At 75.4% G+C, this 22921-nt stretch carries 23 protein-coding genes; 8 read left to right on the plus strand and 15 right to left on the minus strand.

The genetic code is table 11. From position 1 onward, the window contains the following. Position 1: 1 nt before the first annotated feature. From J2S66_RS22015 to J2S66_RS22030, 4 genes are read right to left on the minus strand one after another with little or no spacing between them, the layout of a single operon-like run. Positions 2–754 carry a hypothetical protein gene (locus J2S66_RS22015; protein ID WP_310309124.1) on the minus strand — a complete coding sequence of 251 codons (753 nt, stop codon included), beginning with the start codon at positions 752–754 and terminating at the stop codon, positions 2–4. A gap of 23 nt (positions 755–777) precedes the next feature. Next, a complete protein-coding gene (locus J2S66_RS22020; protein WP_310309125.1) occupies positions 778–1785 on the minus strand; it encodes an aminotransferase class V-fold PLP-dependent enzyme in 1008 nt (335 codons plus the stop codon). Positions 1786–1792: 7 nt separating this feature from the next. Next, on the minus strand, positions 1793–2275 hold the full coding sequence (locus J2S66_RS22025) for a DUF4442 domain-containing protein (protein WP_310309126.1): 483 nt from the start codon (positions 2273–2275) through the stop codon (positions 1793–1795). Between the two features lie 32 nt (positions 2276–2307). Next, positions 2308–3084 (minus strand): SDR family NAD(P)-dependent oxidoreductase, encoded by a 777-nt coding sequence (locus J2S66_RS22030; RefSeq protein ID WP_310309127.1) that lies wholly within the window; start codon positions 3082–3084, stop codon positions 2308–2310. Between the two features lie 65 nt (positions 3085–3149). On the opposite strand from J2S66_RS22030, the gene J2S66_RS22035 reads away from it, so the two are divergent. From J2S66_RS22035 to J2S66_RS22050, 4 genes are read left to right on the plus strand one after another with little or no spacing between them, the layout of a single operon-like run. Further along, positions 3150–3557 carry a YjbQ family protein gene (locus J2S66_RS22035; RefSeq protein WP_310309128.1) on the plus strand — a complete coding sequence of 136 codons (408 nt, stop codon included), beginning with the start codon at positions 3150–3152 and terminating at the stop codon, positions 3555–3557. A 40-nt stretch (positions 3558–3597) separates the two neighbouring features. Then, a complete protein-coding gene (locus tag J2S66_RS22040; RefSeq protein ID WP_310309129.1) occupies positions 3598–4548 on the plus strand; it encodes a DUF8017 domain-containing protein in 951 nt (316 codons plus the stop codon). Beyond that, on the plus strand, positions 4545–5228 hold the full coding sequence (locus J2S66_RS22045) for a DUF8017 domain-containing protein (RefSeq protein WP_310309130.1): 684 nt from the start codon (positions 4545–4547) through the stop codon (positions 5226–5228). The genes J2S66_RS22040 and J2S66_RS22045 overlap by 4 nt, the downstream gene beginning before the upstream one ends. Continuing rightward, entirely contained in the window at positions 5225–5905 is a 681-nt protein-coding gene (locus tag J2S66_RS22050; RefSeq protein WP_310309131.1) for an HAD family hydrolase, read from the plus strand. Before J2S66_RS22045 ends, J2S66_RS22050 begins: the two co-directional genes overlap by 4 nt. Before the next feature lie 16 nt (positions 5906–5921). On the opposite strand, the gene J2S66_RS22055 is transcribed toward J2S66_RS22050, so the two are convergent. Continuing rightward, the gene (locus tag J2S66_RS22055; protein ID WP_310309132.1) at positions 5922–7664 is read right to left on the minus strand and encodes a proline--tRNA ligase; all 1743 of its coding nucleotides are present in this window, start codon (positions 7662–7664) and stop codon (positions 5922–5924) included. 119 nt (positions 7665–7783) lie between these two features. Between J2S66_RS22055 and yaaA the strand changes: the two genes are divergently transcribed. The 4 genes from yaaA (at position 7784) to J2S66_RS22075 (ending at position 12075) form a co-directional block, all read left to right on the plus strand. Next, on the plus strand, positions 7784–8530 hold the full coding sequence (gene yaaA, locus J2S66_RS22060; RefSeq protein ID WP_310309133.1) for a peroxide stress protein YaaA: 747 nt from the start codon (positions 7784–7786) through the stop codon (positions 8528–8530). Between the two features lie 97 nt (positions 8531–8627). Next, a complete protein-coding gene (locus tag J2S66_RS22065; protein WP_310309134.1) occupies positions 8628–9131 on the plus strand; it encodes a hypothetical protein in 504 nt (167 codons plus the stop codon). Positions 9132–9411: 280 nt separating this feature from the next. Further along, positions 9412–10326: a serine protein kinase RIO gene (locus J2S66_RS22070; protein ID WP_310314986.1), complete on the plus strand. Its 915-nt coding sequence runs from the start codon at positions 9412–9414 to the stop codon at positions 10324–10326. 288 nt (positions 10327–10614) lie between these two features. Continuing rightward, positions 10615–12075, plus strand: coding sequence for a DEAD/DEAH box helicase (locus J2S66_RS22075; RefSeq protein ID WP_374726111.1), 1461 nt, complete (start codon positions 10615–10617; stop codon positions 12073–12075). A 69-nt stretch (positions 12076–12144) separates the two neighbouring features. Here J2S66_RS22075 and J2S66_RS22080 read toward each other — a convergent pair whose 3' ends face one another. The 10 genes from J2S66_RS22080 to J2S66_RS22125 form a co-directional block, all read right to left on the minus strand. Further along, positions 12145–12999 (minus strand): ArsR/SmtB family transcription factor, encoded by an 855-nt coding sequence (locus J2S66_RS22080; RefSeq protein WP_310309135.1) that lies wholly within the window; start codon positions 12997–12999, stop codon positions 12145–12147. 94 nt (positions 13000–13093) lie between these two features. Then, entirely contained in the window at positions 13094–14311 is a 1218-nt protein-coding gene (cobA, locus tag J2S66_RS22085) for a uroporphyrinogen-III C-methyltransferase (RefSeq protein WP_310309137.1), read from the minus strand. A 70-nt stretch (positions 14312–14381) separates the two neighbouring features. Further along, complete coding sequence (locus J2S66_RS22090; RefSeq protein WP_310309139.1) at positions 14382–14666, minus strand: hypothetical protein; 285 nt, start codon at positions 14664–14666, stop codon at positions 14382–14384. Between the two features lie 77 nt (positions 14667–14743). Continuing rightward, positions 14744–15532 carry a S1 family peptidase gene (locus tag J2S66_RS22095; RefSeq protein ID WP_310309140.1) on the minus strand — a complete coding sequence of 263 codons (789 nt, stop codon included), beginning with the start codon at positions 15530–15532 and terminating at the stop codon, positions 14744–14746. A 101-nt stretch (positions 15533–15633) separates the two neighbouring features. Then, entirely contained in the window at positions 15634–16890 is a 1257-nt protein-coding gene (locus tag J2S66_RS22100; protein WP_310309141.1) for a cobalamin biosynthesis protein, read from the minus strand. Continuing rightward, entirely contained in the window at positions 16887–17729 is an 843-nt protein-coding gene (locus J2S66_RS22105; protein WP_310309142.1) for a bifunctional cobalt-precorrin-7 (C(5))-methyltransferase/cobalt-precorrin-6B (C(15))-methyltransferase, read from the minus strand. Before J2S66_RS22105 ends, J2S66_RS22100 begins: the two co-directional genes overlap by 4 nt. A gap of 1 nt (position 17730) precedes the next feature. Continuing rightward, positions 17731–18828 carry a cobalt-precorrin-4/precorrin-4 C(11)-methyltransferase gene (locus J2S66_RS22110; RefSeq protein WP_310309143.1) on the minus strand — a complete coding sequence of 366 codons (1098 nt, stop codon included), beginning with the start codon at positions 18826–18828 and terminating at the stop codon, positions 17731–17733. A 59-nt stretch (positions 18829–18887) separates the two neighbouring features. Continuing rightward, positions 18888–20267, minus strand: a complete 1380-nt coding sequence (locus J2S66_RS22115; RefSeq protein WP_310309144.1) for a cobyrinic acid a,c-diamide synthase CobB — start codon at positions 20265–20267, stop codon at positions 18888–18890. After that, the gene (gene cobO / locus J2S66_RS22120) at positions 20264–20878 is read right to left on the minus strand and encodes a cob(I)yrinic acid a,c-diamide adenosyltransferase (RefSeq protein WP_306747566.1); all 615 of its coding nucleotides are present in this window, start codon (positions 20876–20878) and stop codon (positions 20264–20266) included. Before cobO ends, J2S66_RS22115 begins: the two co-directional genes overlap by 4 nt. A gap of 13 nt (positions 20879–20891) precedes the next feature. Further along, the gene (locus tag J2S66_RS22125; protein ID WP_310309145.1) at positions 20892–22883 is read right to left on the minus strand and encodes a putative cobaltochelatase; all 1992 of its coding nucleotides are present in this window, start codon (positions 22881–22883) and stop codon (positions 20892–20894) included. Between the last annotated feature and the right edge of the window lie 38 nt (positions 22884–22921).

Here is a 22921-nt window from a genome sequence, read left to right on the forward strand (position 1 = left end):
CTCAGCCCCTCAGCTCGTCCGCGAGCCGCATAGCCTCGAAGCTGATCTTCTTCATGAGGCGGTTGTGCTCGGCCTCGTTCGCGCCGTGCGCGATCGTGTCCGACTCGATGATGACCAGGTCGCGGTCCTTGAGCTGGGCCGCGAACCCGCCGTTGCCGAGGGTGGTCAGGCCCTGGACCTTCACCGCGCCGTCCTTGACCAGGTCGTTGACGTTGCCCGTGCCGTCGCGGCTGGTCAGGTCCTTGAGCTTGGTGGCGTCCTCGACGGTCCTCATGCGCACGACCGACACCGACGTGTAGACCGTCGCGCCGTCGGGTGTCCGCGTCGTGTACAGGCCGCGGGTGAGCTGCTGGCACGGGGTCGCGGTGAGGAACGCCTTGGTCTGGCCGTAGGCGTGGGACGCGCAGTCGCTGTCCTTGAGCGGCTCCGGGGCCTGCGCCGACTTGGCGAAGGTGAACTCCCCCGCCGGCGCGGGCGTGGTGGTGGGCGTTCCGGTCGGCGTGTCCTTCGGCATGACCACCAGCCAGACCAGGCCGGACACCACCGCCACGCCGAGCAGGCCGGCGGCCTTGAGCAGCAGGCCGCGGCGCGACCTCCCCGGCGCGGGCGGTGGCGCGGGCGTGGGTGGTGGTGTGCTGAGCAGGGAGTCCAGCTGCCCGATCTCGGACGGCCGCCACAGGGGGGCGGTGTCCGAGGGGCGGAGCGGAGGAATCCGCTGCGTCACCTCTTCGGGTGATTCGGGAGGAACCGACACGAAGACCCACGGTAACGGAAGCGTCAGCGGAGCGCCGCGAGCACCGCGTCGACGTCCTCGGCGGTGTTGTAGAGGTGGAACGCGAGGCGGACCCGACCGGCCCGGACGCTGGAGCGGACGCCCGCGGCGGCCAGCTTCTCCGCCGCGCCGGGCAGGCCGAGGGAGACGATCGGGCTGGGCGTCGGGGGCAGGTCGAGGGCCGTGAGCAGGTCGTTCGCCAGGCCCACGGCGTGCTCGCGGACCTCGCCGAGGTCCAGCCCGGCCAGGTAGGGCAGGGACTCGGCGGCGCCGAACTGGGACAGCCAGACCGGGGACAGGTCCAGCCGCCGGGCGTCCGGGGCCAGGCGCAGCGGGAGGCCGTAGACCGAGGTCCAGGGGTCGTCGCCCGCGTACCAGTTGGCGGCGGCGGGGGTGGTGCGGGCCAGCGCGGCCGGCGAGCAGGCCAGCCAGGCGCAGCCGCGCGGGGCCATCAGGAACTTGTAGCCGGCGGCGACGACCCAGTCGGCCCACCCCAGGTCGAGCGGGGTCCAGCCGACCGCCTGGGTGGCGTCGAGGAGGACCGGGGTGCCGGCCGCGCGGAGGGCGTCGAGGTCCACGGCGCGGCCGTCGGCGGACTGGACGACGCTCACCGCGACCAGGTCGTGCCGGGGGGCGTGGGCGGGGACGTCGTCGAGGTCGACTTCGGTGATCCGCAGGTCGTGGGCCGCGAAGGGGAAGGTGAGGCTGGTGAAGTCGCCCTTCGCGACGAGGACCGAGGTGGTCGGCGGGACGCTCGCGGCGACCAGGGCGACGAGCTGGGACACGGAGGCGCCGGACGCGACGCGGTCGCCGGGGACGCCGACGAGGCGGCCGAACGCGCGGCGGGCGGTGGTGACGTGCGGGTCGGCCGTGCCGCCGTTGTCCAGACCGGTGGACCAGCGGCGCACCGCGTCGGCGACGGCGGCCGCGGTGGGGGCGGGCGGCACGCCGACCGCCGCGGTGTTCAGGTAGCCGAGGGGGACGTCGAAGGTCGTTCCGAAGGCTTCGCGCATGGGGTCATCAGACGGTCCGGGGCACGTCGGCGTCCACGGGGTTCCCGCGCCGCTTGCGCCGGGCGTAGACCTGCTTGCGGGTGCGGGCGACGACGGCGCCGGTCGCGTCGACGACGTCGGTCTCGAACCAGACCAGCGCCTTGCCGCCGTCGGCGGTCCGCGAGCGGATCTCGTCGAGGTGCTCGTCGGTGAGGCGGAACTCGGCGGTGACGGTGCCCCGGCCGGGTGCGACGAACTCGATCTCGCCCGCCTTGTCCCAGACGAGGTGCTCGCGGCCCAGGTGGTGCAGGACGAGGAGCATCCAGAACGGGTCGGTCATGGCGAACAGCGAGCCGCCGAAGTGGGTGCCCACGTAGTTGCGGTTCCACCGGTGCATGCGCAGGCGGACCTTGGCGCGGCGGTAGTCGTCGGACAGCTCCACGACGCGGATGCCGGCGAACAGGAACGGCGGCCACAGGTTCATGCCCCGGCGGAGGTGCGATGCCTTCACGCGCAGCCATGTTACCGGCGGGTAGAACGGGGTCAGTGCAGCGTGATGACGTTCTTCGTCACTTTCGCCGCCTCGTCGGAGCAGAGGAAGGCGACGACCCCGGCCACGTCCTCGGGCTGCGAGACGTCGTGCTGCGCGCGCACCGCGTCGTTGACCCAGCCGGTGTCGGTGACGCCCGGCTTCACGACGTTCGACGTGATGCCGTGCGGCCACAGCTCGGCGGCGGCGGACATGGCGTAGTTGTCGAGCGCCGCCTTGGCCGCGCCGTAGGTGACCTCGCTCGGGAACCCGAGGGGACCGCCGGAGGTGAGGCCGACGATGCGGCCCCAGTTGCCGCCGCGCGCGATGTGCCGGCGGGCGAACTCGGAGATCATCAGGGCGCCCGCGCGGGCGTCCACGGCGAACTGCGCGTCGAACGTCTGGGGCGTCACGGCGCGCAGCACGCGGCCGAACTGGTCGGTCTCGGCGGCCAGGAACGTGTCCTGCACCCAGCTGGAGGCGTTGTTGACGAGGATGTCGACCGGCCCGAAGACGTGCTCGGCGACGTCGAACAGCCGGGCGGGCACGAGGGGGTCGGCCAGGTCGGCCTCGACGGCGTGGGCCCGGCCGCCCGCCTCGGTGATGGCGGCGACGACGTGGTCGGCGTTCGACTCGCGGGCGGCGAAGTACTCGGGCGGGGTGCTCGGGTCCGGCGCGGGCGCGAAGCGCAGGAACGTGACGAGGACGTTGACGCCCCGGGCGGCGAGGGCCTTGGCCGTGGCGGCGCCGATGCCCTGGTTGGCGCCCGTGACGATCGCGGTGTGGATCACACCGCGATCCTGCCCGACCGGCCCGTGCGGGCGCACCGGCATTGTTCCGGGCAAGGTATGGGGTCATGCGCAGCGAAGAGATCGAGGTCCGCACCGGGTCCGAGCGGGTCGTCCACGACCTGACGCGGGTGTGCGAGGAGTTCCTGGCCGACGTCGGGGGCGACGGGCTGCTGCACGTGTGGGTGCCGCACGCCACCGCGGGCCTCGCCGTGCTGGAGACCGGGGCGGGCAGCGACGACGACCTGCTGGCCGCGCTGGAGGACCTGCTCCCCGCCGACGGCCGGTGGCGGCACCGGCACGGGACGCCCGGGCACGGCCGCGACCACGTGCTGCCCGCCCTCGTGGCGCCGTACGCGACCATCCCGGTGCTGGGCGGCGTGCTCGCGCTCGGCACGTGGCAGTCGGTGTGCCTGGTGGACACCAACGTCGACAACCCCGTGCGCACGGTGCGGCTGAGCTTCCTGCCGGGGTGACCCGGCCTCCCGGCCGGCGGTGTCGGGGTACGGTTCACCGGTGACGTACCCAGGTGACGGGCAGACCGGCTGGGGCGGCCAGTCCAACCAGGGCAACCAGGGCGACTGGGGCCATCAGCAGCCGCAACCGCAGCAACCGCCGTACGGCGGGTACCCGCAGCAGCAGTACCCGCAGCAGGAGTACCCGCAGCAGGGCTTCGGGTCCTACGGCGGGCTCGGCGTGTTCTCCGGCGGGGACGAGCCGCCGCGCAAGGACCGGACGAAGGTGTGGATCGCCGTCGCGGTCGCCGCGGTGGTGCTCCTCGCCGGCGGGCTGACGGCGTTCTTCGTGACCCGGTCCGGGTCCACGCCGGTCGCGCAGACGTCGAGCAGCGCGCCGACCACGACGACCACCCGGTCGTCCGCCCCCACCACGACGCGGACGACCGAGGCCGGGCCGTCGTGCGAGGCGGCGAAGCGGGACTGGAACTGCCTGCCCGTGCCCGCCCTGTCCTACAGCTACGACGTGCCCAAGGGCTGGTCCCCGGCGGCGGGGTCGGCGAACGTCGAGGGCCTGGACGGGGTGAAGCTCACCGGCCTCACGCTGACCGGCGCCTACGACTGCGGCGGCAACGGGTTCACCCGCGGCGGCGCGGGCGGCGTGGTCGTGCCGGCGGGCGACCTGGCGGCGGTGGCCAAGGACTTCGCGCAGAGGCTCGGCACCCAGTTCTACAACTCGGCGCCGCGGTTCGACGTGAAGCTCGGCGAGCCGAAGCCGGTGAAGCTGGCGGGCGAGGTCGAGGGCGTGCAGGTCGACGCGACCATCACCACCTCGGGCGACGAGTGCCTCGCCACCAAGGGCATGGTGAAGGTCCTCGTGCTCCGGGGCGACCCCGGCTTCCACGTGTTCATGGCCAACGGCGACCTGGAGGGCGGTCCCGCCCAGCCCGCGCCGCCCACCGAGGCCGACCTCCAGGCCATGGTGGACTCCGTGAAGCCGCTGGCCCGGTGAGCTACACCGGTTTCGGGGTCTACCAGCCCCCACCGCCTCCTCGGAAGCCGAACCGCGCGCCGCTGTGGGTGGCGCTCGGCGTCGTCGGCGTGCTGGCGGCGGGCGGCGCGGTGGCCCTGGTCGCGGTGAACTCCGGTGACGAGCCCGCCGCCCCGTCGTCGTCGGCCCCCGCGGCTCCGCCGTGGCAGGTCGTGGAGGACTCCCGGTCCGGGGTGGTCTACGAGCTGCCGCCGGACTGGGAGTCGCAGGGCGGCGGCGCGTCCGGGCGGATCGCGCTGGGCTCGTCGTACGTGTCGCGGCCGTTCGAGTGCCAGGGGCGGAACATGATCCAGGCCCAGGCCGTCGCCGGGTCGCTCGTGGAGGACGACCCCGAGCAGGTCGGCACCGAGCTGGTGAACCGGCTCGCGGCGAGCGGCTACACGGTGAACGGCGCCGCGCCGACGATCGGCGAACCGCGGGTCGAGGGCGACGGCGACCGGGTCGTGGTGAGCGTCGAGGTGACGCCGGAGGCGGCGAACGCCTGCTTCGCGCCGAAGGCGAGGATCACGGCGGTGGCGCTGCGCGACGGCGGCGAGGTGGCGGTGTTCGCCCTCAACGTCGCCGAGGGCGGTCCGCACGTGGCCGAGGGACCGTCGGAGGACGACGTGGAACGCATCCTGGGGAGCGTGCGGCTGCCGTGAACACGCTGGTGCTGTGGGACATCGACCGCACCCTGGTCGACGCGGGCGGGCTCGGCGTCGACTGGTACCGGACGGCGCTGCGCGCGGCGGCCGGCCGGGACATGGTGCGCGAGCCGGACTTCGCCGGGCGCACCGAGCGCGCCATCACGCTGGAGCTGCTGGCGCTGCACGAGCTGGAGGCCACCGAGGAGCTGATCGCCCGGCTGCACGCCGAGCTGATCGACGCGGCGCGGCGGGAGCACAGGCTGCTGACCGAGCGCGGCCGGGCGCTGCCCGGCGCGCTGGAGGTGGTGCGGGCGCTCGCCCGGCGCGACGACGTCGTGCAGACCCTGGTGACCGGGAACCTGGTGGAGATCGCCCGGTTCAAGCTCGCCCCGTTCGGCCTGGACGAGCACCTGGACTTCGACATCGGCGGCTACGGCAGGCTGTCCGAGCACCGACCCGAGCTGGTGCTGGAGGCCGTGCGGCTGGCGTCGGCCAAGCACGGCCGCGAGTTCCGCGCCGTGGTCGTCGGGGACACGCCGCACGACGTGCGGGCGGCGCTGCACCACGACGCCGTCGCCGTGGGCGTGGCGACGGGCCGCAGCAGCGCGGAGGAGCTGCGGGAGGCCGGCGCGCACGTGGTGCTCGCCGACCTGTCCGACACGGACGCCGTGCTGGCGGCCGTCCTCCCCTGACCCCTAGCCCTGCCCCCTAGCCCTTCACGACGTCGACGAGGTGCTGCACGGCGCCGTCCACCGGCACCTCGACGCGCTCGCCGGAGCGGCGGTCCTTGACCTCGACCACGCCGTTCACCAGGCCGCGGCCGACCACGAGGATCGTGGGCACGCCGATCAGCTCGGCGTCGGCGAACTTCACGCCGGGGCTGGCCTTGCGGTCGTCCAGCAGCACCTTCACGCCCCGCGCGGACAGCTCGGCGGCCAGCTTCTCCCCGCCGGAGAGCAGGGTCTCGTCCTTGCCCGCGACGACCAGGTGCACGTCGTACGGCGCCACGTTGCGGGGCCAGATCAGGCCGCGCTCGTCGTGGCTCTGCTCGGCGATGGCCGCGACCAGGCGGGACACGCCGATGCCGTAGGAGCCCATGGTGATGCGGACGGGCCTGCTGTCCGGGCCCAGCGCGTCGAGCTGGAACGCGTCGGCGTACTTGCGGCCGAGCTGGAAGATGTGCCCGATCTCGATGCCGCGCGCGGCCACCAGCACGCCCCGGCCGTCGGGCGACGGGTCGCCCTCGCGGACCTCGGCGACGTCGATCACGCCGTCGGGGGTGAAGTCGCGGCCCGCGACCAGGTCCACCACGTGGTGGTCGGCCTTGTCCGCGCCGGTCACCCACGCCGTGCCGCGCACGACCCGCGGGTCGGTCAGGTACCGCACGCCGTTGGCCTGGAGCGCGGCCGGACCGATGTAGCCCTTGACCAGGAACGCGTTGCGGGCGAAGTCCTTGTCCTCCAGCATCGCGATCTCGGCGGGCTCCAGCGCCGCCTCCAGGCGCTTGAAGTCCACCTCGCGGTCGCCGGGCAGGCCGATCGCCAGCAGCTCCCAGTCGCCGCCGGGGACCCTGGTCTTCACCAGGACGTTCTTGAGGGTGTCCGCGGCGGTGAAGGTGCGGTCGGTGTTGGCGTTGAGGACCGCGACCAGGCTCTCGATGGTCGGGGTGTCGGGCGTGTGGTGGACCTGCGCCTCCGGCTTGGTCGCCGGGTCCTGCTCGGGGGGCGCGGGCGTGGTGACCGCCTCGACGTTCGCCGCGTAGGCGGACTCCGTGCTGCGCACGAAGGTGTCCTCGCCGGTGGGCGCGACCGCCAGGAACTCCTCGGACGCCGAGCCGCCCATCGCGCCCGACGTGGCGGAGACGATCACGTACTCCATGCCCAGCCGGTCGAAGATGCGGATGTAGGCGTCGCGGTGCTGCCGGTACGAGTGGGCCAGGCCCTCGTCGGTGAGGTCGAACGAGTAGGAGTCCTTCATGACGAACTCGCGCCCGCGCAGGATGCCCGCGCGGGGACGCGCCTCGTCGCGGTACTTGGTCTGGATCTGGTAGAGCGTGACCGGGTAGTCCTTGTAGGAGGAGTACTCGCCCTTCACGGTGAGGGCGAACAGCTCCTCGTGCGTGGGGCCGAGCAGGTAGTCGGCGCCCTTGCGGTCCTTGAGGCGGAAGATGTTGGGGCCGTACTCGGTCCACCGGTTGGTGGCCTCGTAGGGCTCCTTCGGCAGCAGCGCGGGGAACTGGATCTCCTGCGCGCCGAAGGCGTCCATCTCCTCGCGCACCACCTGCTCGATGTTGCGCAGCACCCGCAGACCCAGCGGCAGCCACGAGTAGCCGCCCGGTGCGACCCGCCGGACGTACCCGGCGCGGACCAGCAGCTTGTGGCTGGGGACTTCGGCGTCGGCCGGGTCCTCGCGCAGGGTGCGCAGGAACAGCGACGACATCCTCGTGATCACGGTGGGTGCTCCTCGTGGCGCTGGTGGTCCGGCCAGGGTAGTGAACGGCGTCTGCCCAGTTCCAACGGGTTCCGCCTCGTGCCCGGCGTCCGGGGGGCGGGGCACTAGGCTGCCCGGTCGTGCTGGTGTTGCTCCCCCCGTCGGAGACCAAGGCCGTCGGTGGTTCCGGCGCGCCGCTCGACCTCGACCTGCTCTCGCACCCCGAGCTGACGCCGGTGCGGGCGAAGCTGGTGGACGCCCTCGTCGAACTGGCGGCCGACGTGCCCGCCGCCCTGGCCGCGCTCGGGCTGTCCGAGCGGCAGGTCGGGGAGGTGGAGCGCAACGCCCGGCTGCGCGGGTCGCCGACGATGCCCGCGCTCGCCCGGTACACCGGTGTGCTGTACGACGCGCTCGCGCTCGACTCGTTCACCAGGGTCGAGCGGGCGCGGGCGTTCGGGCGGCTGGCGGTGGCCTCGGCGCTGTTCGGGCTGGTCGGCGGCGGCGACCCGATCCCGGCCTACCGGCTGTCGGGCGGCAGCGCGCTGCCGTCGGTGGGCCCGCTGGGCGCGCTGTGGCGGCCCGCGCTGGAGCCCGTGCTGGCGGGCGGCGGGTTCGTGGTGGACCTGCGGTCGAGCCCGTACAACTCGCTGGCCCGGGTGCCCGGCGCGGCGGTGGTCAGGGTGGTCACCGAGGGCGGGGGCGGGCGGCGGGTCGCGGTCAGCCACTTCAACAAGGCCCACAAGGGCCGGCTCGCGCACGCGCTGGTGAAGTCGCGCGCCGAGCCGGGCGACCTGCGGGCGCTGGCGAGGGTCGCGGTGCGGGCCGGCCTGCGGGTCGAGGTGACCGGGCCGGCGACGGCGGACCTCGTCGTCGGGGCGGGCGGGTGAGCGCGGCCCCGCGGTCTTCCCCCGGGTCGCCCGCCGAACGCGTGACGGAGCGCGTCGGGTTGTGACCACCGGTGACACGGGTGCCAGAATGGCGCGCGTGAGCCCCGACACACCCGGCGACACGCCTGCCGAGACCGTGACGCCCGCCCTCCTGAGAGGGATCTCCGAGGACCTGCGGGCCGGACCGCTCGACGCGCCCGAGGCGTTGAAGCTGGTCTGGTCGGGGCTGTGCCTGGCCCGGCTGCTCGGCCTGCGGCTGGGCGCGGTGGACGGGCGGTGGGGACAGCGGCAGCGCAACGCCGAGTCGGTGGAGCACCAGTTGGCGCGGGACTTCGGCACGTCGGCGACGTTCACCGGCACCGCGCTCGCCCTGCCCGGTGACGGGTTACCGCGCCCGCTGGCCGCGGACGAGGTGGACGAGGCGCTCGACGCGCTGGTGGAGTTCAGCTCGACGGCCCGGCAGCGGATGCTCGCGACCGCGCCGAGGGCCGCGCAGTGGCACGACGAGCGCGTGCTGCGGCACGACTCGCTGGTGATGGGCGAACTGGGGGCGGCGTGGCTGGGCAACCGCGCCAGCTACCGCGTGGACAGGTCGCGGTAATCCGGTTGCGGCCGCGCCGGGACGCGCGGCACCCTGTGCGGGAACGCGTTGCAGCGCCGGCGGTGGACGCCGCGGCGGACCAGAGGAGGTGCCAGATGGCCATTGCCGTCCGGGACGTGGCACCGACCCGTCCGCTCGCCCCGCCCGCCTGACGCGGACCACTTCGGCACCGCGCCGGGTGGGAGGGGCGACCACCCCGACCTCACCTGGAGCACATCCGGTGCGCGAGCACAACGCTGAGCACGACGACGACCACGACCACTTCGAGCACGCCGACGACCTGCGCTGGCAGTCGAAGAAGGCCTGGCGGGCACGCCGCCGCGAGGACGTGGACCCGGTCCGCCGGGGCCGCCTCACCGAAGAGGCCAAGGACCGCCTGGCGCAGGTCCGCGAGGACGTGGCGGTCGAGGACGCGCCGCCCGACGGCGACCGCTGGTCGACCTGGGGCGACGCCGACCAGGGCCCCGAGCCGTACCCGTCGTGGCTGGTCACGGACCTGTCCGCGGTGGACCGCGAGCTGGGGGTCGTGAAGACCGGCAAGGAGGCGGACGTCTTCCTGCTGGAGCGGTCCACGCCCGGCACCGACCGCGCGTGCCTGCTGGCCGCGAAGCGGTACCGCGGCAACGACCACCGGCTGTTCCACCGGGACGCCGGTTACCTGGAGGGCCGTCGCATGCGGCGGTCCCGCGAGATGCGGGCGATGGGCAACCGCAGCGCGTTCGGCCGCAACCTCATCGCCGAGCGGTGGGCGGTGGCCGAGTTCGCGGCGCTGACCACGCTGTACCTGCTGGGTGCCCCGGTGCCCTACCCGGTGCAGCGGGACGGCACCGAGCTGCTGCTGGAGTTCGTCGGCACCGACGGGACGGCGGCGCCCAGGCTGGCGCAGCTGCGCCCGGAGCCCGGCGAGCTGCTCGACCTGTGGCGGCAACTGGTCGACGCGCTGGACGTGATGGCCTCGGCGGGCCTCGCGCACGGCGACCTGTCCGCGTTCAACCTGATGGTCCACGACGGCCGGCTCGTCGTGATCGACCTGCCGCAGGTGGTGGACGTGGTCGCCAACCCGCGGGGGCCGGAGTTCCTGGAGCGCGACGTGCGCAACGTCGCGGCCTGGTTCACCGCTCGCGGCCTGGAGCCGGAGCTGGTCGATCCGTCGGCCGTCACGGCGTCGCTGCTGGAGACCGCAGGAATGCGGTGACGATCCGGGTCGGCGCCCGCCGGGGCGGGCGCCGACCTGGGTTTACCCGCCCCGTGTGCGCCACGACACCACGGCCGTGACGAACTCCGGCGCGTGATCGGCTAGACTGAGTGGTGCACCGCCCGGTGGCGCCACGAAGCGCCCCAGGCCGCCCGAGTGGCCGGTGGTGCTTCCAACCACTATCGGCGCGGTCCGCGCGCCGGGCCCGTCCCCGCGATTCGCGCCTGCGCAGCAGATGCAGAGCAATCTCCGAGACGTGCCTTGTCCCGGAGGTTTGATTTGCCCACCATGTCCCAAGGCCGTTCCGAGCGCCCGCAGTTCCGCAAGACCCGTACCAGGCGCCCTGGCCAGGGCAACCGTCGTCCCGCCTCCGTCGTGGAGCAGACGACCACCATGTTCGACGACGTCGAGAACATCATCCCGGACGGCCCGCTGCCCTCGTTCGCCGAGTTGGGCCTCGCCGACGAACTGCTGGCCGCGCTGATCAAGGCCGGCATCACCGAGCCGTTCCCCATCCAGGCGGCCACCCTGCCCGACGCGATGGCGGGCCGTGACGTCCTGGGCCGCGGCCAGACCGGCTCGGGCAAGACGCTCGCCTTCGGCCTGGCCCTGCTGTCCCGCCTGGCCGGTGGCCGGGCCAAGCCGCTCAAGCCGCGCGCCCTCGTGCTGGTGCCGACCCGCGAGCTGGCCATGCAGGTGGAGGAGGCGCTGTCCCCGTTCGCGCGCTCCCTCGGCCTGTGGTGCCGGACCATCGTCGGCGGCACGTCGTTCCCCCGCCAGATCGACGGTCTGCGCCGCGGCGTCGACCTGCTGATCGCCACGCCGGGTCGGCTGTCCGACCACGTGCGGCAGGGCACGGCCGACCTGTCCGAGGTCATGTTCACCGCGCTCGACGAGGCCGACCAGATGGCGGACATGGGCTTCATGCCCCAGGTCCGGGCCATCCTCGACCTGACGCCGCAGGACGGGCAGCGCCTGCTGTTCTCCGCGACGCTCGACGGCGACGTGGACAAGCTGGTCCGCCAGTACCTGCACGACCCGGTCGTGCACTCGGTCGCGGCGGCCACCGGCAGCGTCACGACGATGGAGCACCACCTGCTGTTCGTGTCCGCCGAGGACAAGCAGAACGTGGTGACCGAGGTCGCCGCCCGCGAGGGTCGGACGATCATGTTCGTGCGCACCAAGCACCACGTCGACCGCCTGGCCAAGAAGCTGCGGTCGATGGGCGTCCACGCGGGCGCGCTGCACGGCGGCAAGGCGCAGAGCGCCCGGACCCGCGTGCTCGGCCAGTTCCGCGAGGGCTCCATGCCGGTCCTGGTCGCCACGGACGTGGCGGCGCGCGGCATCCACGTCGACGACGTGAGCCTGGTCGTCCACGTCGACCCGCCGGCCGACCCCAAGGACTACCTGCACCGCGCCGGTCGCACGGCGCGCGCGGGCCAGTCGGGCACGGTCGTCACGCTCGTCACGCACGACCAGCGCCGCGCCGTGCAGGGCCTCACCGCCCGCGCGGGCATCCGGCCGGCCTCCACCAAGGTCCGCCCGGGTGACGAGGACCTGATCCGCATCACGGGCGCCCGCACGCCCAGCGGCGTCCCGGTCGTCGAGCCGGAGGTCCCGGTCCGCGCCCGTCGCGGTGGCGGTGGCGGCGCCCCGCGTCGCGCCGGTGGCGGCCAGTTCCGCGGCGGTCGCCCCGACCGCTCGGGCGGCGGCTCCGGCCGTCCGCGCCGCAGCGTCGCCCAGCACTGACGCGACAGCACCGACGCAGCACCGACAGACCGCGAACGCCCGGCCCCCAGGGGTCGGGCGTTCGCGCTGTCACTCCAGCAGCGCGTCGGCGCGGGCGGTGCGCATGTGCAGCACGTGGCGCCCCTCGCGGCGCGTCGTCACCAGGCGGGCCGCCCGCAGCACGGCGACGTGCTGCGACACCGCGCCCGGCGTGACGCGCAGCGCGTTCGCCAGGTCGGTGGTGCTGCGCGGCGCCGCCAGGAGCGTCAGCAGCCCGGCCCGCGTGCGCCCGAGCAGCGCCGCCAGGTCCTGCGGCACGTCGCGGTCCTCCCACAGGGTCCCGATGCCGCGTGCCGGGTACCGCAGCACCCCCTGGCCGACGGGGTCGAGCGCGATCCACGCCTTGGGCCAGCAGAACGCGCTGGGGCACAGCACCAGCCCGTGCTCGGCGAGGTCCACGCGGTGCTCCGGCTTGCGGTGCAGCACGAGCTCGCCGTCGGCCCACGTGACCTCCGGGTGCAGTTCGGCGAACACCGCCTCCACGCCGTGCGCCGCGAGCGTGGCGGCGCGCGCGGCGATGTCCGCCTCCAGCACGGCGGTGATCCGCTTCCAGTGCGGTGCGACGACCGCCGCGTGGCAGCGCCTGATCACGTCCGCCTCCACCGGCGGCACGGTGCGCAGCTCGGCCTCCAGGTCGGGCGCCCGCACGTCCGGCACCGGCAGCAGGTCGGCCGGTTTCGCGGGCCCCTCCAGCCGGGCCAGCAGCACGTCCAGGCCCTCGACGCCGGCCAGCCGCTCCCGCGCCCACCGCACCCACGGCTCGTGCACGGCGTGCGCGCGGGGGCCGCGCATCCCGTCGACCGCCATCACCGTCTCGAACACCGGCGAGTAGGCGAACCTGACCCTCGCCAGGCCCACGCCGGCGAGCCGCACCTGCACCGCCACCCGATCAGCCTAGGCCCGGGTGGTTGCCGCCCTCACCCCCGCCCGACCCCGTGGTCGGCCGCGACGACGGAGGTGTTCGCGTCGGCCGAGCCGCTCAGGAGTGGAAGGGCAGCTCCGCGGCGAGACCCGCCACCGGTCCCACCACGATGATCGCGGGCGGGCGGATGCCGTGCTCGGCGAGGTCCGCGGCCAGGGCGTCCAGGGTGGAGCGCACGACCTTCTCGGTGCGGGTGCTCCCCTCCTGCACGACCGACACCGGGGTGTCGCCGGGCCGGCCCTCCCGCAGCGCCGCCGCGAACGCGCCCGCCCGCTCCACGCCCATCAGGATCACGACGGTGCCGCGCAGCCGGGCCAGGGCCGACCAGTCGACCAGCGACCTCGGGTCGTCCGGGGCGACGTGGCCGGACACGACCACCACCTCGTGCGCCACGCCCCGGTGCGTCACCGGCACGTCGGCCAGCGCGGGCACGCCGAACGCGCTGGTCACGCCGGGCACGACGGTGACCGGCACGCCCGCCTCGGCGCACGCGATCAGCTCCTCGAAGCCCCGGCCGAACACGTACGGGTCGCCGCCCTTGAGCCGCACCACGAACTTCCCGGCCTTGGCGTTGTCCACGAGCGTGCTGTTGATGAAGTCCTGGGTGGCCGCCCGGCCGTAGGGGATCTTGGCCGCGTCGACGACCTCCACGTGCGGCGGCAGCTCGTCCAGCAGCTCGCGCGGCGCGAGCCGGTCGGCCACCACGACGTCCGCGCGGGCCAGCAGCCGCCGGCCGCGCACCGTGATCAGCTCGGGGTCGCCGGGGCCGCCGCCGACCAGGGCGACGCCCGCCGGCTGGTCGTGGTGGTCGGCGATCGACCCGTCGCGCAGGGCGGCGATCAGGCCGTCCCGCACGCCCGCCGACCGCCGGTGCTCCCCGCCCGCGAGGACACCCACCAGCAGGCCGTCGTGCTCACCCGCGGCGGGGGTCACGGCGGTGCCCTTCACCGCGACGTCCGCGCGCACGCAGAACACCCGCCGCTCCTCGGCGTCGGCGGTGATCCGGGCGTTCACCTCCGGGTCGGAGGTGCAGGCCAGCACGTACCAGGCGCCGTCGAGGTCGCCGTCCGCGTAGGGCCGGGCGTGCCAGGCGGCCTCACCGCCGTCCACGAGGCCCTGGACCGCCGGGGTCACCTCGGGCGAGATCACCTCGACCCTGGCGCCCGCCGCCACCAGCCTGGGCAGGCGCCGCTGGGCGACCGTGCCCCCGCCCACGACGACGACCCGCCGTCCGGTCAGGTCCAGACCCACGAGGTAGTGCTGTTCACCGTGCATGGGTAGAAGCATCCACACCGGACATGTCCTGTCCAACGTGGGTACCCCACATCGCCGGCAGGTGGGACGGCTACGCCTCCTCGACCTCCGCGCCCACCGCCCGCGCCGGGCCGTGGCACGACACGCCGATCGTGCCCTTGCCGCCGGAGATCGTGATCCACGGGCTGCGCGCGAACCGGTTGTCGTCGCACGCCACGACGACCCGGAACGTGCCGCTGCCGCTGCACCAGCCGTTGCCGACCGACTCCTCCACCGACGTGCCGCACGAGCGCAGCCCCTCCGGATCGGCCGACGCGGCGCCGGTGGTGGCGGGGAGGGCGGCGAGGACGAGGACCGTCGCGAGCAGTGAGCGCATACCCCGGATGGAACACACGGGACGTGCCCACGTCCGGGACCTCACCCGGACGTGGGCACGTCGTCGTGCGGCTGCGGCTACAGCTGTGCCGTGATCGTCGAGTAGTACGTGGCGATCCGGGCGTACACGCCGGGGTAGCCGGCCGAGGCGCAGCCACGGCCCCACGAGGTGGCGCCGATCAGCTTGCCGCCCGCGACCAGGGGGCCGCCGGAGTCGCCCTGGCAGGTGTCCACGCCGCCCTGCGTGCGGCCCGCGCACACCATGGCGGTGGCGATGTAGCTCGACCCGTACGCCGTGCGGCAGGTGGCGTCCGAGGTCAGCGGCACGGTCGCGCCGAGCAGGTAGCGCGACGCCGAGCCGCCCGAGGAGGTGGTGCCCCAGCCGAGGATGGTGGCGTTGGTGCCCGCCGCGTACAGCGCCGTGTCGGACGGCGTGGCCAGCGGCAGGTACGGCGAGGGCAGGCTGGTGCCCAGGGTCAGCACGGCCACGTCGTAGCCGGAGGTGGCGGTGCGGTAGCTCGGGTGCACCCAGATCCGGCTGACCGTGGCCACGGTGCCCGCCGTGCTCTGCTTGTCGTCGCGGCGGTGCACCACGCGGGTGCTGGACGCCGAGCGGCCGCTCACGCAGTGCGCGGCGGTGACGACCTTGGTCGCGCCGACCAGCGTGCCGCCGCAGAACTGGCCGCCGGAGGACGTCGCCAGGTACACCACCCACGGGTAGGTGCTGGTGGACACCCTCGACCCGCCGACGATGAACGTCGAGACGTCGTCCGGGGTCTGCGCGTTCGCGGGCGCGACGGTCATCAGGCCCACGGCCGCGACGGCCGCGGCCAGGGCGGTGATCAGGCGATGCAGGGTTTTCGCCATGTCGGTCCTTCCGTGCAGGGACGCGCCGGGTGGCGCGCTACTCCCTGCCTAGGTCCAACCCGGCAAAGCCGACAACCACCTTTAGGAGGCTGCGGGCCGCTTCACAGTTGACTGGGCACGCCCGTGACGCGGACGACGTCGGCGTGCACCGTGCCCGTGACGACCGGCCCCTCCCCCGCGCCCACGAACGCCACCGCCGCGCCGGACTCGGCCAGGCCCACCGCGCCGTCGGCCCGCACCCGGGTGCCCGGCCGCAGCAGGTGCCGCACCTGCGCCACGCACTCGTCGCTGCCCACCACGACCGACGCCCGCCGCAGCTCGGCCTCGGCGCGCGGGGTGCGGTCGTCCGCGCCGCCCGGCCCGAGGCCCACCAGCGCGAGCCTGCCGCGCGGCAGCACGCGGGCGGCGGCCACCGTGACGTTGTCGCCCTTGGCCTTCTCGGCGGCCATCTCCACCCGGCCGCCCGCGGACAGCTCCACCGCGCCGCGCAGCGCCGCCGCCTCGGCCACGCTGGGGATGCCGATGGCCAGGTCCGCCGGGTTCGGCACCGGGACGACCGCCAGCTCCTCGCCGGGGTAGGCCAGCAGCGGCGCGGTGGTGGAGCCGTGCCAGAAGCCCCAGTCCTCCAGGGCGTCGGCGATGCCCTGCTCGGCGACCTTGCGGTCCAGCGTCGCGAACGCGCGGACCGCGCGCAGGTCCAGGCCCTCGTCCTCCTCCAGCCGGGCGAGCGCGGCGGACACGGCGGACGCCGGCACGCCCGTGCCGGAGCCCACGCCGACGACGAGCGTGCGGGGCACGATCCGCACCACGCGCTCCTTCGCCGGGCCCTCCGGCACGCGGTCGTCGATCAGGACCGTCCACGCGCCGCGACCCCGGTGCAGGACGTTGTCCGGCAGGGCGGGCAGCGGGAAGCCCAGGGGGTTGAGCAGCAGCACGGGTTCGCCGAGCCGCAGGGCCTCGCCGCACCCGGCCAGGTCGCCGTCCGCGGTGGCGTCCAGCAGCTCCACCAGCTCGTCCAGCGGCGAGTCGGCCGAGGCGGAGGTCACCACGGCCCGCAGGCCCAGCACGTCGGCGACCCGCTCGGCCAGCGCGTCCGCGCCGCCCAGCAGCGATACCGCGTACCCGGCGTCCACGCACACCACGCCGGGATCGGACCGCTCGTCGCGCACCAGCGGCGCGACCAGCCGCACGGTCGCCTCCGTGCCGAGGAAGAACACCGCCGACCCCAGGCGCGGCCACAGGGCGCGCAGGGCCGGTCCGACCGGTCCGTCGGGCAGCACCGCGTCGGGGCCGAGCAGCCCGGCGAGGTCCGCGGCGGCCCGCCGGCCCGCCTCGCCCGCGGCGAACACGCCGATCACGCCTTCTTCCTCCCCCACAGCACGGTCACCGGGTTGGTGGCCAGCAGCGTCCCGCCGGTCAGCCGGGCCGCGGACAGCTGGCTGCCCTCGACCTCGTAGCCGGCGTCCACCAGGGCGTCGCGGGACGGCACGACGCGGTCCAGGTCGGACGTGGTCACGACGATCCGCCGGGCGCGGGAGCGGGCGACGTGGCGCACCGCGTCCGCGCCGCCGCCGCCGACGTGCGCGGCGTCGGGCCGCGGCAGCTCGCCGGCCCGGTCCAGCTCGGCCTCCACGACCCGCACGTCCACGCCGTGCGCGGAGGCGTTGGCGATGATCCGCACGCACTGCACGGGGTCGCGCTCCACGGCGACGACGGCCGCGCCGAGGCGGGCGCACTCGACGCCGACCGCGCCCGGTCCCGCGCCGACGTCCCACACCAGCACGCCGGGGCGCGGGGCGAGCCGGGCCAGCACCAGCGCGCGCACCTCGGCCACGGCGACCATGCCGTCGCGGTGCGCGAAGTCGTCGTCGGGCAGCGCCCAGCCGCCGGGTGAGGGCGCGAAGGCGCTCTCCGCCAGGCACAGCACCGCTCCGGGCTCCTCCCAGCGGCGCACCACCGCGTCGGCAGGGTCCACTGTGGACAGACCGGCGGCGGACTCGACGACGAGCGTGCGGCGCCACCCGGCGAGGTCGCGGGCCAGCTCGGCCGGGTCCGCGCCGGACACCACCACGGCGGGCCGGGCCCGGCACACGTTGACCGCGTGCCGCGGGCCGACCGCGGCGGCGTCCACCGCGGTCACCTCGTCCCAGGACCGACCGGCGCGGGTGACGAACGCGTGCAGCGCGACGACGTCCACGTCAGTTGGCGCGCTTGCTCTTCTTGGCCCGCGACCCGACCGGTTTGCGCGGCGTCGTGCTCGCGCGCACGCCCACCGGCTTCGGCGTGGTCGCCGCGGCCACCACGGTCCTCGGCTTCGGCTCGGCGGGCGGGCCGTCGGCCCCGTCCTCGGCGACCGGGCCCTCGACCGCCGGGCCCTCCGCGGCCGGGCTCCCGGCGGCGGGCTCGTCCACCACCAGCTCCAGCACCGGCGCCGCGGGGTCGGCGGCCTTCGCGGCGCGCTTGGTGCGCGCGGCCTCCTGCCACTCGTGCACCGCCGACCAGGCGGCGGCCGACGCCGAGTCGCCCGCGGGCCGCTGGGTGCGCCGGGACCACTTCGACCGGCGGACCGGCTCGTCGCCCTCGACCGACGGCGAGCGGCGCCGCGCCGGCGGCTGCGCCAGCGCCTCGCCCACCAGGAACAGCGTGGTGCGGTAGAGCTTGTGCTCCTTCACGCACGCCTCCAGGCCGCCGATCGTGGTCTGCGCGACCGTCTCGTCCGGCAGGGACACCTTGTGCGCCACCACGACGGGCGTCTCGTCCGGGTACCCGCCGGCGCGCAGCCGCTCGACCACCAGGCCGGCGCGGGCGCCGGAGGCGGAGATCGCCATGGTGGTGCCGTGCGCGGCGAAGTCCTCGACGTGCTCGGCGGTCTCGGGGCCCGCGAGCACCAGCGACTGGGCGACGTCCGAGGTGGTCAGCTCGCGGCCGACGGCCGCCGCCGCGGCGGAGACCTGCGACACGCCGGGCACGACCTCGGTGTCCAGGCCGAGGCGGCGGCAGGTGTCCTGCTGCTCGTTCAGGCCGCCCCACAGCGCCGGGTCGCCCGCGTGCAGCCGCACGACCTTCAGCTTGCCCGCCGACGCGCGGCGGTACAGCTCGACGACCTCGATCTCGGGCACGCGCGAGAAGTCGACCAGCTCCGCGTCGGGACGGGCGTGCTCGCGCACCGCCTCCACCTCGATGACCGCGGGCGACCACACCACCGCGTCGGCCTCGGCTATCCGCTTCGCCCCGCGCACGGTGATGAGATCGGCGGCGCCGGGACCGGCGCCCACGAAGCTGATCCGACCAGTCATCACAACTGCTCCCCACGAGGTGCTCGTCTTGGTGGGCAAGGACCGTACCGCGCGGGTGGTCACCACGGACGAGTGGCCTCGCGGCACGGCGCCGCGGCCGCGCAGGCCCGCGCGAAGCGGGCCACGACCCCCGGTTCGGACACCGGGTGGGTGTGCAGGTACGACGCGTGCACACCGCCGAGCACGAACCCCTCGGCCACCGGCCGCTGGTCGTGGCCGCGCCACCGCCAGGCGGGCTTCGCCCCGTGCGGCACGCTCAGCGCGGTGCGGTGGAACTCGTGGCCGGTGATCCGGGCGCCCGCGCGGACCAGCACCGAGTCGTGCGGCGCGACGGCGTCGCGGTAGCCCAGGGTGAGCCGGGCCGTCATCGCGCCGTCGGCGTCGACCACCCCGCACATGGGCGCGCCGTCCAGCGACGTGGCCAGGTACAGCAGGCCGCCGCACTCGGCGTGCACCGGCGCGCCGGACCGCGCCAGGGAGGTGACGGCGGCGCGCAGCGGCTCGTTGGCCGACAGCTCGGCGGCGTGCTGCTCGGGGAACCCGCCGGGCAGCACCAGGCCGGTCGTGCCGGCGGGCAGGGCCTCGTCGCGCAGCGGGTCGACCACGACGACGTCCGCGCCCGCCGCGCGGAGCAGCTCCACGTGCTCGGCGTAGCCGAAGGTGAACGCGGCGCCGCCCGCGACGGCGACCACCGGCGAACCGACGACCGGTTCGACCTCCGCGGCCGGGTCCCAGGGCGGCACGGCCAGCGCGGGCGCCTGCGCGGCGAGGGCCCGGACGCCGTCGAGGTCGACGTGCCGGGCGACGGCGTCGGCGATGGCCTCCACCGCCTCGACCGCGGCGGCGCCGTGCTCGGCGGCGGTGACGAGGCCCAGGTGCCGGGACGGGAGCGCGAAGGCGTCGTCGCGCGGCAGCACGCCCAGCACCTCCAGCCCCACCTCGGCGCACGCCTGCCGCAGCACCTGCTCGTGCCGGGCGGAGCCCACCTGGTTGAGCACCACGCCGCCCAGTCGCACGGTCGGGTCGTAGCCGCGGAAGCCGTGCAGCAGGGCGGCCAGGCTGCGGCTCTGGCCGCGCGCGTCGACCACGAACAGCACGGGCGCGGACAGCAGCTTGGCGACGTGCGCGGTGGACCCGACGCCCTCGGTGTCCACCCGCCCGTCGAACAGCCCCATCACGCCCTCGACGACGGCGATGTCGCAGCCGCGGGCGCCGTGCGCGAACAGGCCCGGCACGCGGTGCTCGCCGACCATGACGGCGTCCAGGTTGCGGCCCGGCCGGCCGGTGGCGACCGAGTGGTAGCCGGGATCGATGTAGTCGGGGCCCACCTTGAACGGCGCGACCCGGTCGCCGGCGCGCCGCAGCGCCGCCATCAGGCCGGTGGCCACGGTCGTCTTGCCGCTGCCGGAGGCGGGTGCGGCGACGACGAGCCGCTTCACCACTCGATCCCCTTCTGCCCCTTCTGGCCCGCGTCCATCGGGTGCTTGACCTTGGTCATCTCCACCACCAGGTCGGCGGCCTCGACGAGCGCGGCGGGGGCGTGCCTGCCGGTGATGACGACGTGCTGGTGGCCGGGCCGGTCGCGCAGCGTCGCCACCACCTCGTCCACGTCCACCCAGCCCCAGTGCAGGGGGTAGGTGAACTCGTCGAGCACGTACAGGCCGTGCCGCGCGTCGCCGATCCGGCGGGCGATCTCGCGCCAGCCCTCGCGGGCGGCCTCGGCGTGGTCGTCCTCGGTGCCCTGCTTGCGGGACCAGGACCAGCCCTCGCCCATCTTGTGCCACTCGACGGGGCCGCCCTCACCGGTCTCCTCGTGCAGCCGGCCCAGGGCGCGGAACGCCGTCTCCTCGCCGACCTTCCACTTGGCCGACTTCACGAACTGGAACACGCCGATCGACCACCCCTGGTTCCACCCGCGCAGGGCGAGGCCGAACGCGGCGGTGGACTTGCCCTTCATCTCCCCGGTGTGCAGCACGACCAGCGGCCGGTTGCGGCGCTGCCGGGTGGTGAGCCCGTCGGTGGGCACGACGGACGGTTGTCCCTGCGGCATTCCCGTTCCCCTCTCAGGCGGCGCGCGCGGCGCGCACGACGCCGGCGACCTGGTCCGCGGACAGTTCCTCAAGGCGCAGGCACGCGGCCTCCAGCGCGCCGGCGACGCGGGCGGCCAGGCCGAGCCTGACGTGCCCGGACTCGCAGTCCACGACGACCGAGGCGACGCCGTCCGAGGCCAGCAGGGCGGCGGCGCGCAGGGCGTCGCGCACCGGGTCGCCGCCGGTGCCGCTCGCCGTGGCACGGCCGTCGGTGAGCAGCACGAGCAGCGGGCGGCGGCGCGGGTCGCGGACGCGTTCGACCTCCAGCACGCGGCGGGCGCGCAGCAGGCCGTCGGCGAGCGGGGTGCGCCCACCGGTGCGCAGGGCGCGCAGGCGGGCGGCGGCGGCGTCGACCGAGTTGGTCGGGGGCAGCGCCACCACGGCCTCGCGGCCGCGGAAGGTGACCACGCCGACCTTGTCGCGCCGCTGGTAGGCGTCGCGCAGCAGGGAGATCACGGCGCCGCTGACGGCGGACATCCGCTGCCGGGCCGCCATCGAGCCGGAGGCGTCGACGGCGAACAGCACGAGGTTGCCCTCCCGGCCCTCGCGCACGGAGCGCCGCAGGTCCTCGCCGCGCAGCTCCAGGCCGGGTCCGGTGCGCCCGCGGCCGGCCTGGTGGGGCGCCGCCGCGGCGAGCGTGCCGATCAGGTGCAGGCCCGATCCGTCCACTGTGGACGGTCGGACCACGCGGCCGGTGCGGGCTCGGGCGCGGGAGCGCCGGCCGGGCGCGCCCTCGCCGACGCCGGGCACCTGGAGCAGCCGGGCGCGGAACGCGGGGGCGGGGGCGTGCGTGCGCTCCGGCGAGCCGGCGCCTCCCGGCGCGTCGGTGTCCGAAGTGGACCCGAGCGGTCCGTCGGGCGGCTCCGAGCCGCCGCCGTCGGGACCACCCCCGTCCGGACCGTCCCCGTCCGGGCCGCCGTCGTCGGGGCCGTCGGGGTCGTCCCCGGTTTCCCGGGCGGCCTCCTCGCCCTGCCGGAGGGCGTCGTCGAGCTGCTCCTCCTCCAGACCGGGCTCGTCGAACGGGTCGCGGCGCTTGCGGTGCGGCAGCGCGAGGCGGACGGCGGCCTCCACGTCCTGCTCGGCGACCTCGTCCGCGCCGCGCCAGGCGGCGTGCGCGGTGGCCGTGCGGGCGACGACGAGGTCGGCGCGCATCCCGTCCACCTCGAACGCGGCGCAGATGCCCGCGATGCGGCGCAGCTCGGCGTCCGGCAGCGCCACGGACGCCAGCCGCGACCGGGCGACCACGATCCGCGCGGCGAGCGCGGCGTCCTCGGCCTCCCAGCGCGCGGCGAAGCCCTCGGGGTCGGCCTCGTAGGCCAGCCGGCGGCGCACGACCTCGGTGCGCGTCGCCACGTCCCGCGACGCCCGCACCGAGACGGTCAGGCCGAAGCGGTCGAGCAGCTGCGGGCGCAGTTCGCCCTCCTCGGGGTTCATCGTGCCCACGAGCAGGAACGACGCGGCGTGCGAGACCGACACGCCCTCGCGCTCGACGTGCGCGCGCCCCATGGCGGCGGCGTCGAGCAGCAGGTCGACGAGGTGGTCGTGCAGCAGGTTGACCTCGTCCACGTAGAGCACGCCGCGGTGCGCGGCGGCCAGCAGGCCGGGTTGGTAGGCGCGCACGCCCTCGGTGAGGGCGCGCTCCAGGTCCAGCGAGCCGATCAGTCGGTCCTCGGTGGCGCCGACCGGCAGTTCGACCAGCCGGGCGGGCCGGCGTTCGACCCCGGGCCCGTGCGGCCCGTCGGGGCAGTCCGCCGGGGCCGCCGGGTCGCAGCCGAAGCGGCAGCCCGGGACGACGTCCAGCTCCGGCAGCAGCGCGGCGAGGGCGCGGACCACGGTCGACTTCGCGGTGCCCTTCTCGCCTCGGACGAGCACCCCGCCGATACCGGGGTGCACGGCGTTGAGCAGCAGGGCCGTGCGGAGGTCGTCGTGGCCGACGACGGCGGAAAAGGGGAAACGCGCGCCCATGCGGCGGTGTCCTTCCTCGGGTGTCCACGCCCGGGTCC

Origin of the sequence: Saccharothrix longispora (assembly GCF_031455225.1) — a bacterium.
GTDB classification, from domain to species: Bacteria; Actinomycetota; Actinomycetes; order Mycobacteriales; family Pseudonocardiaceae; genus Actinosynnema; species Actinosynnema longispora.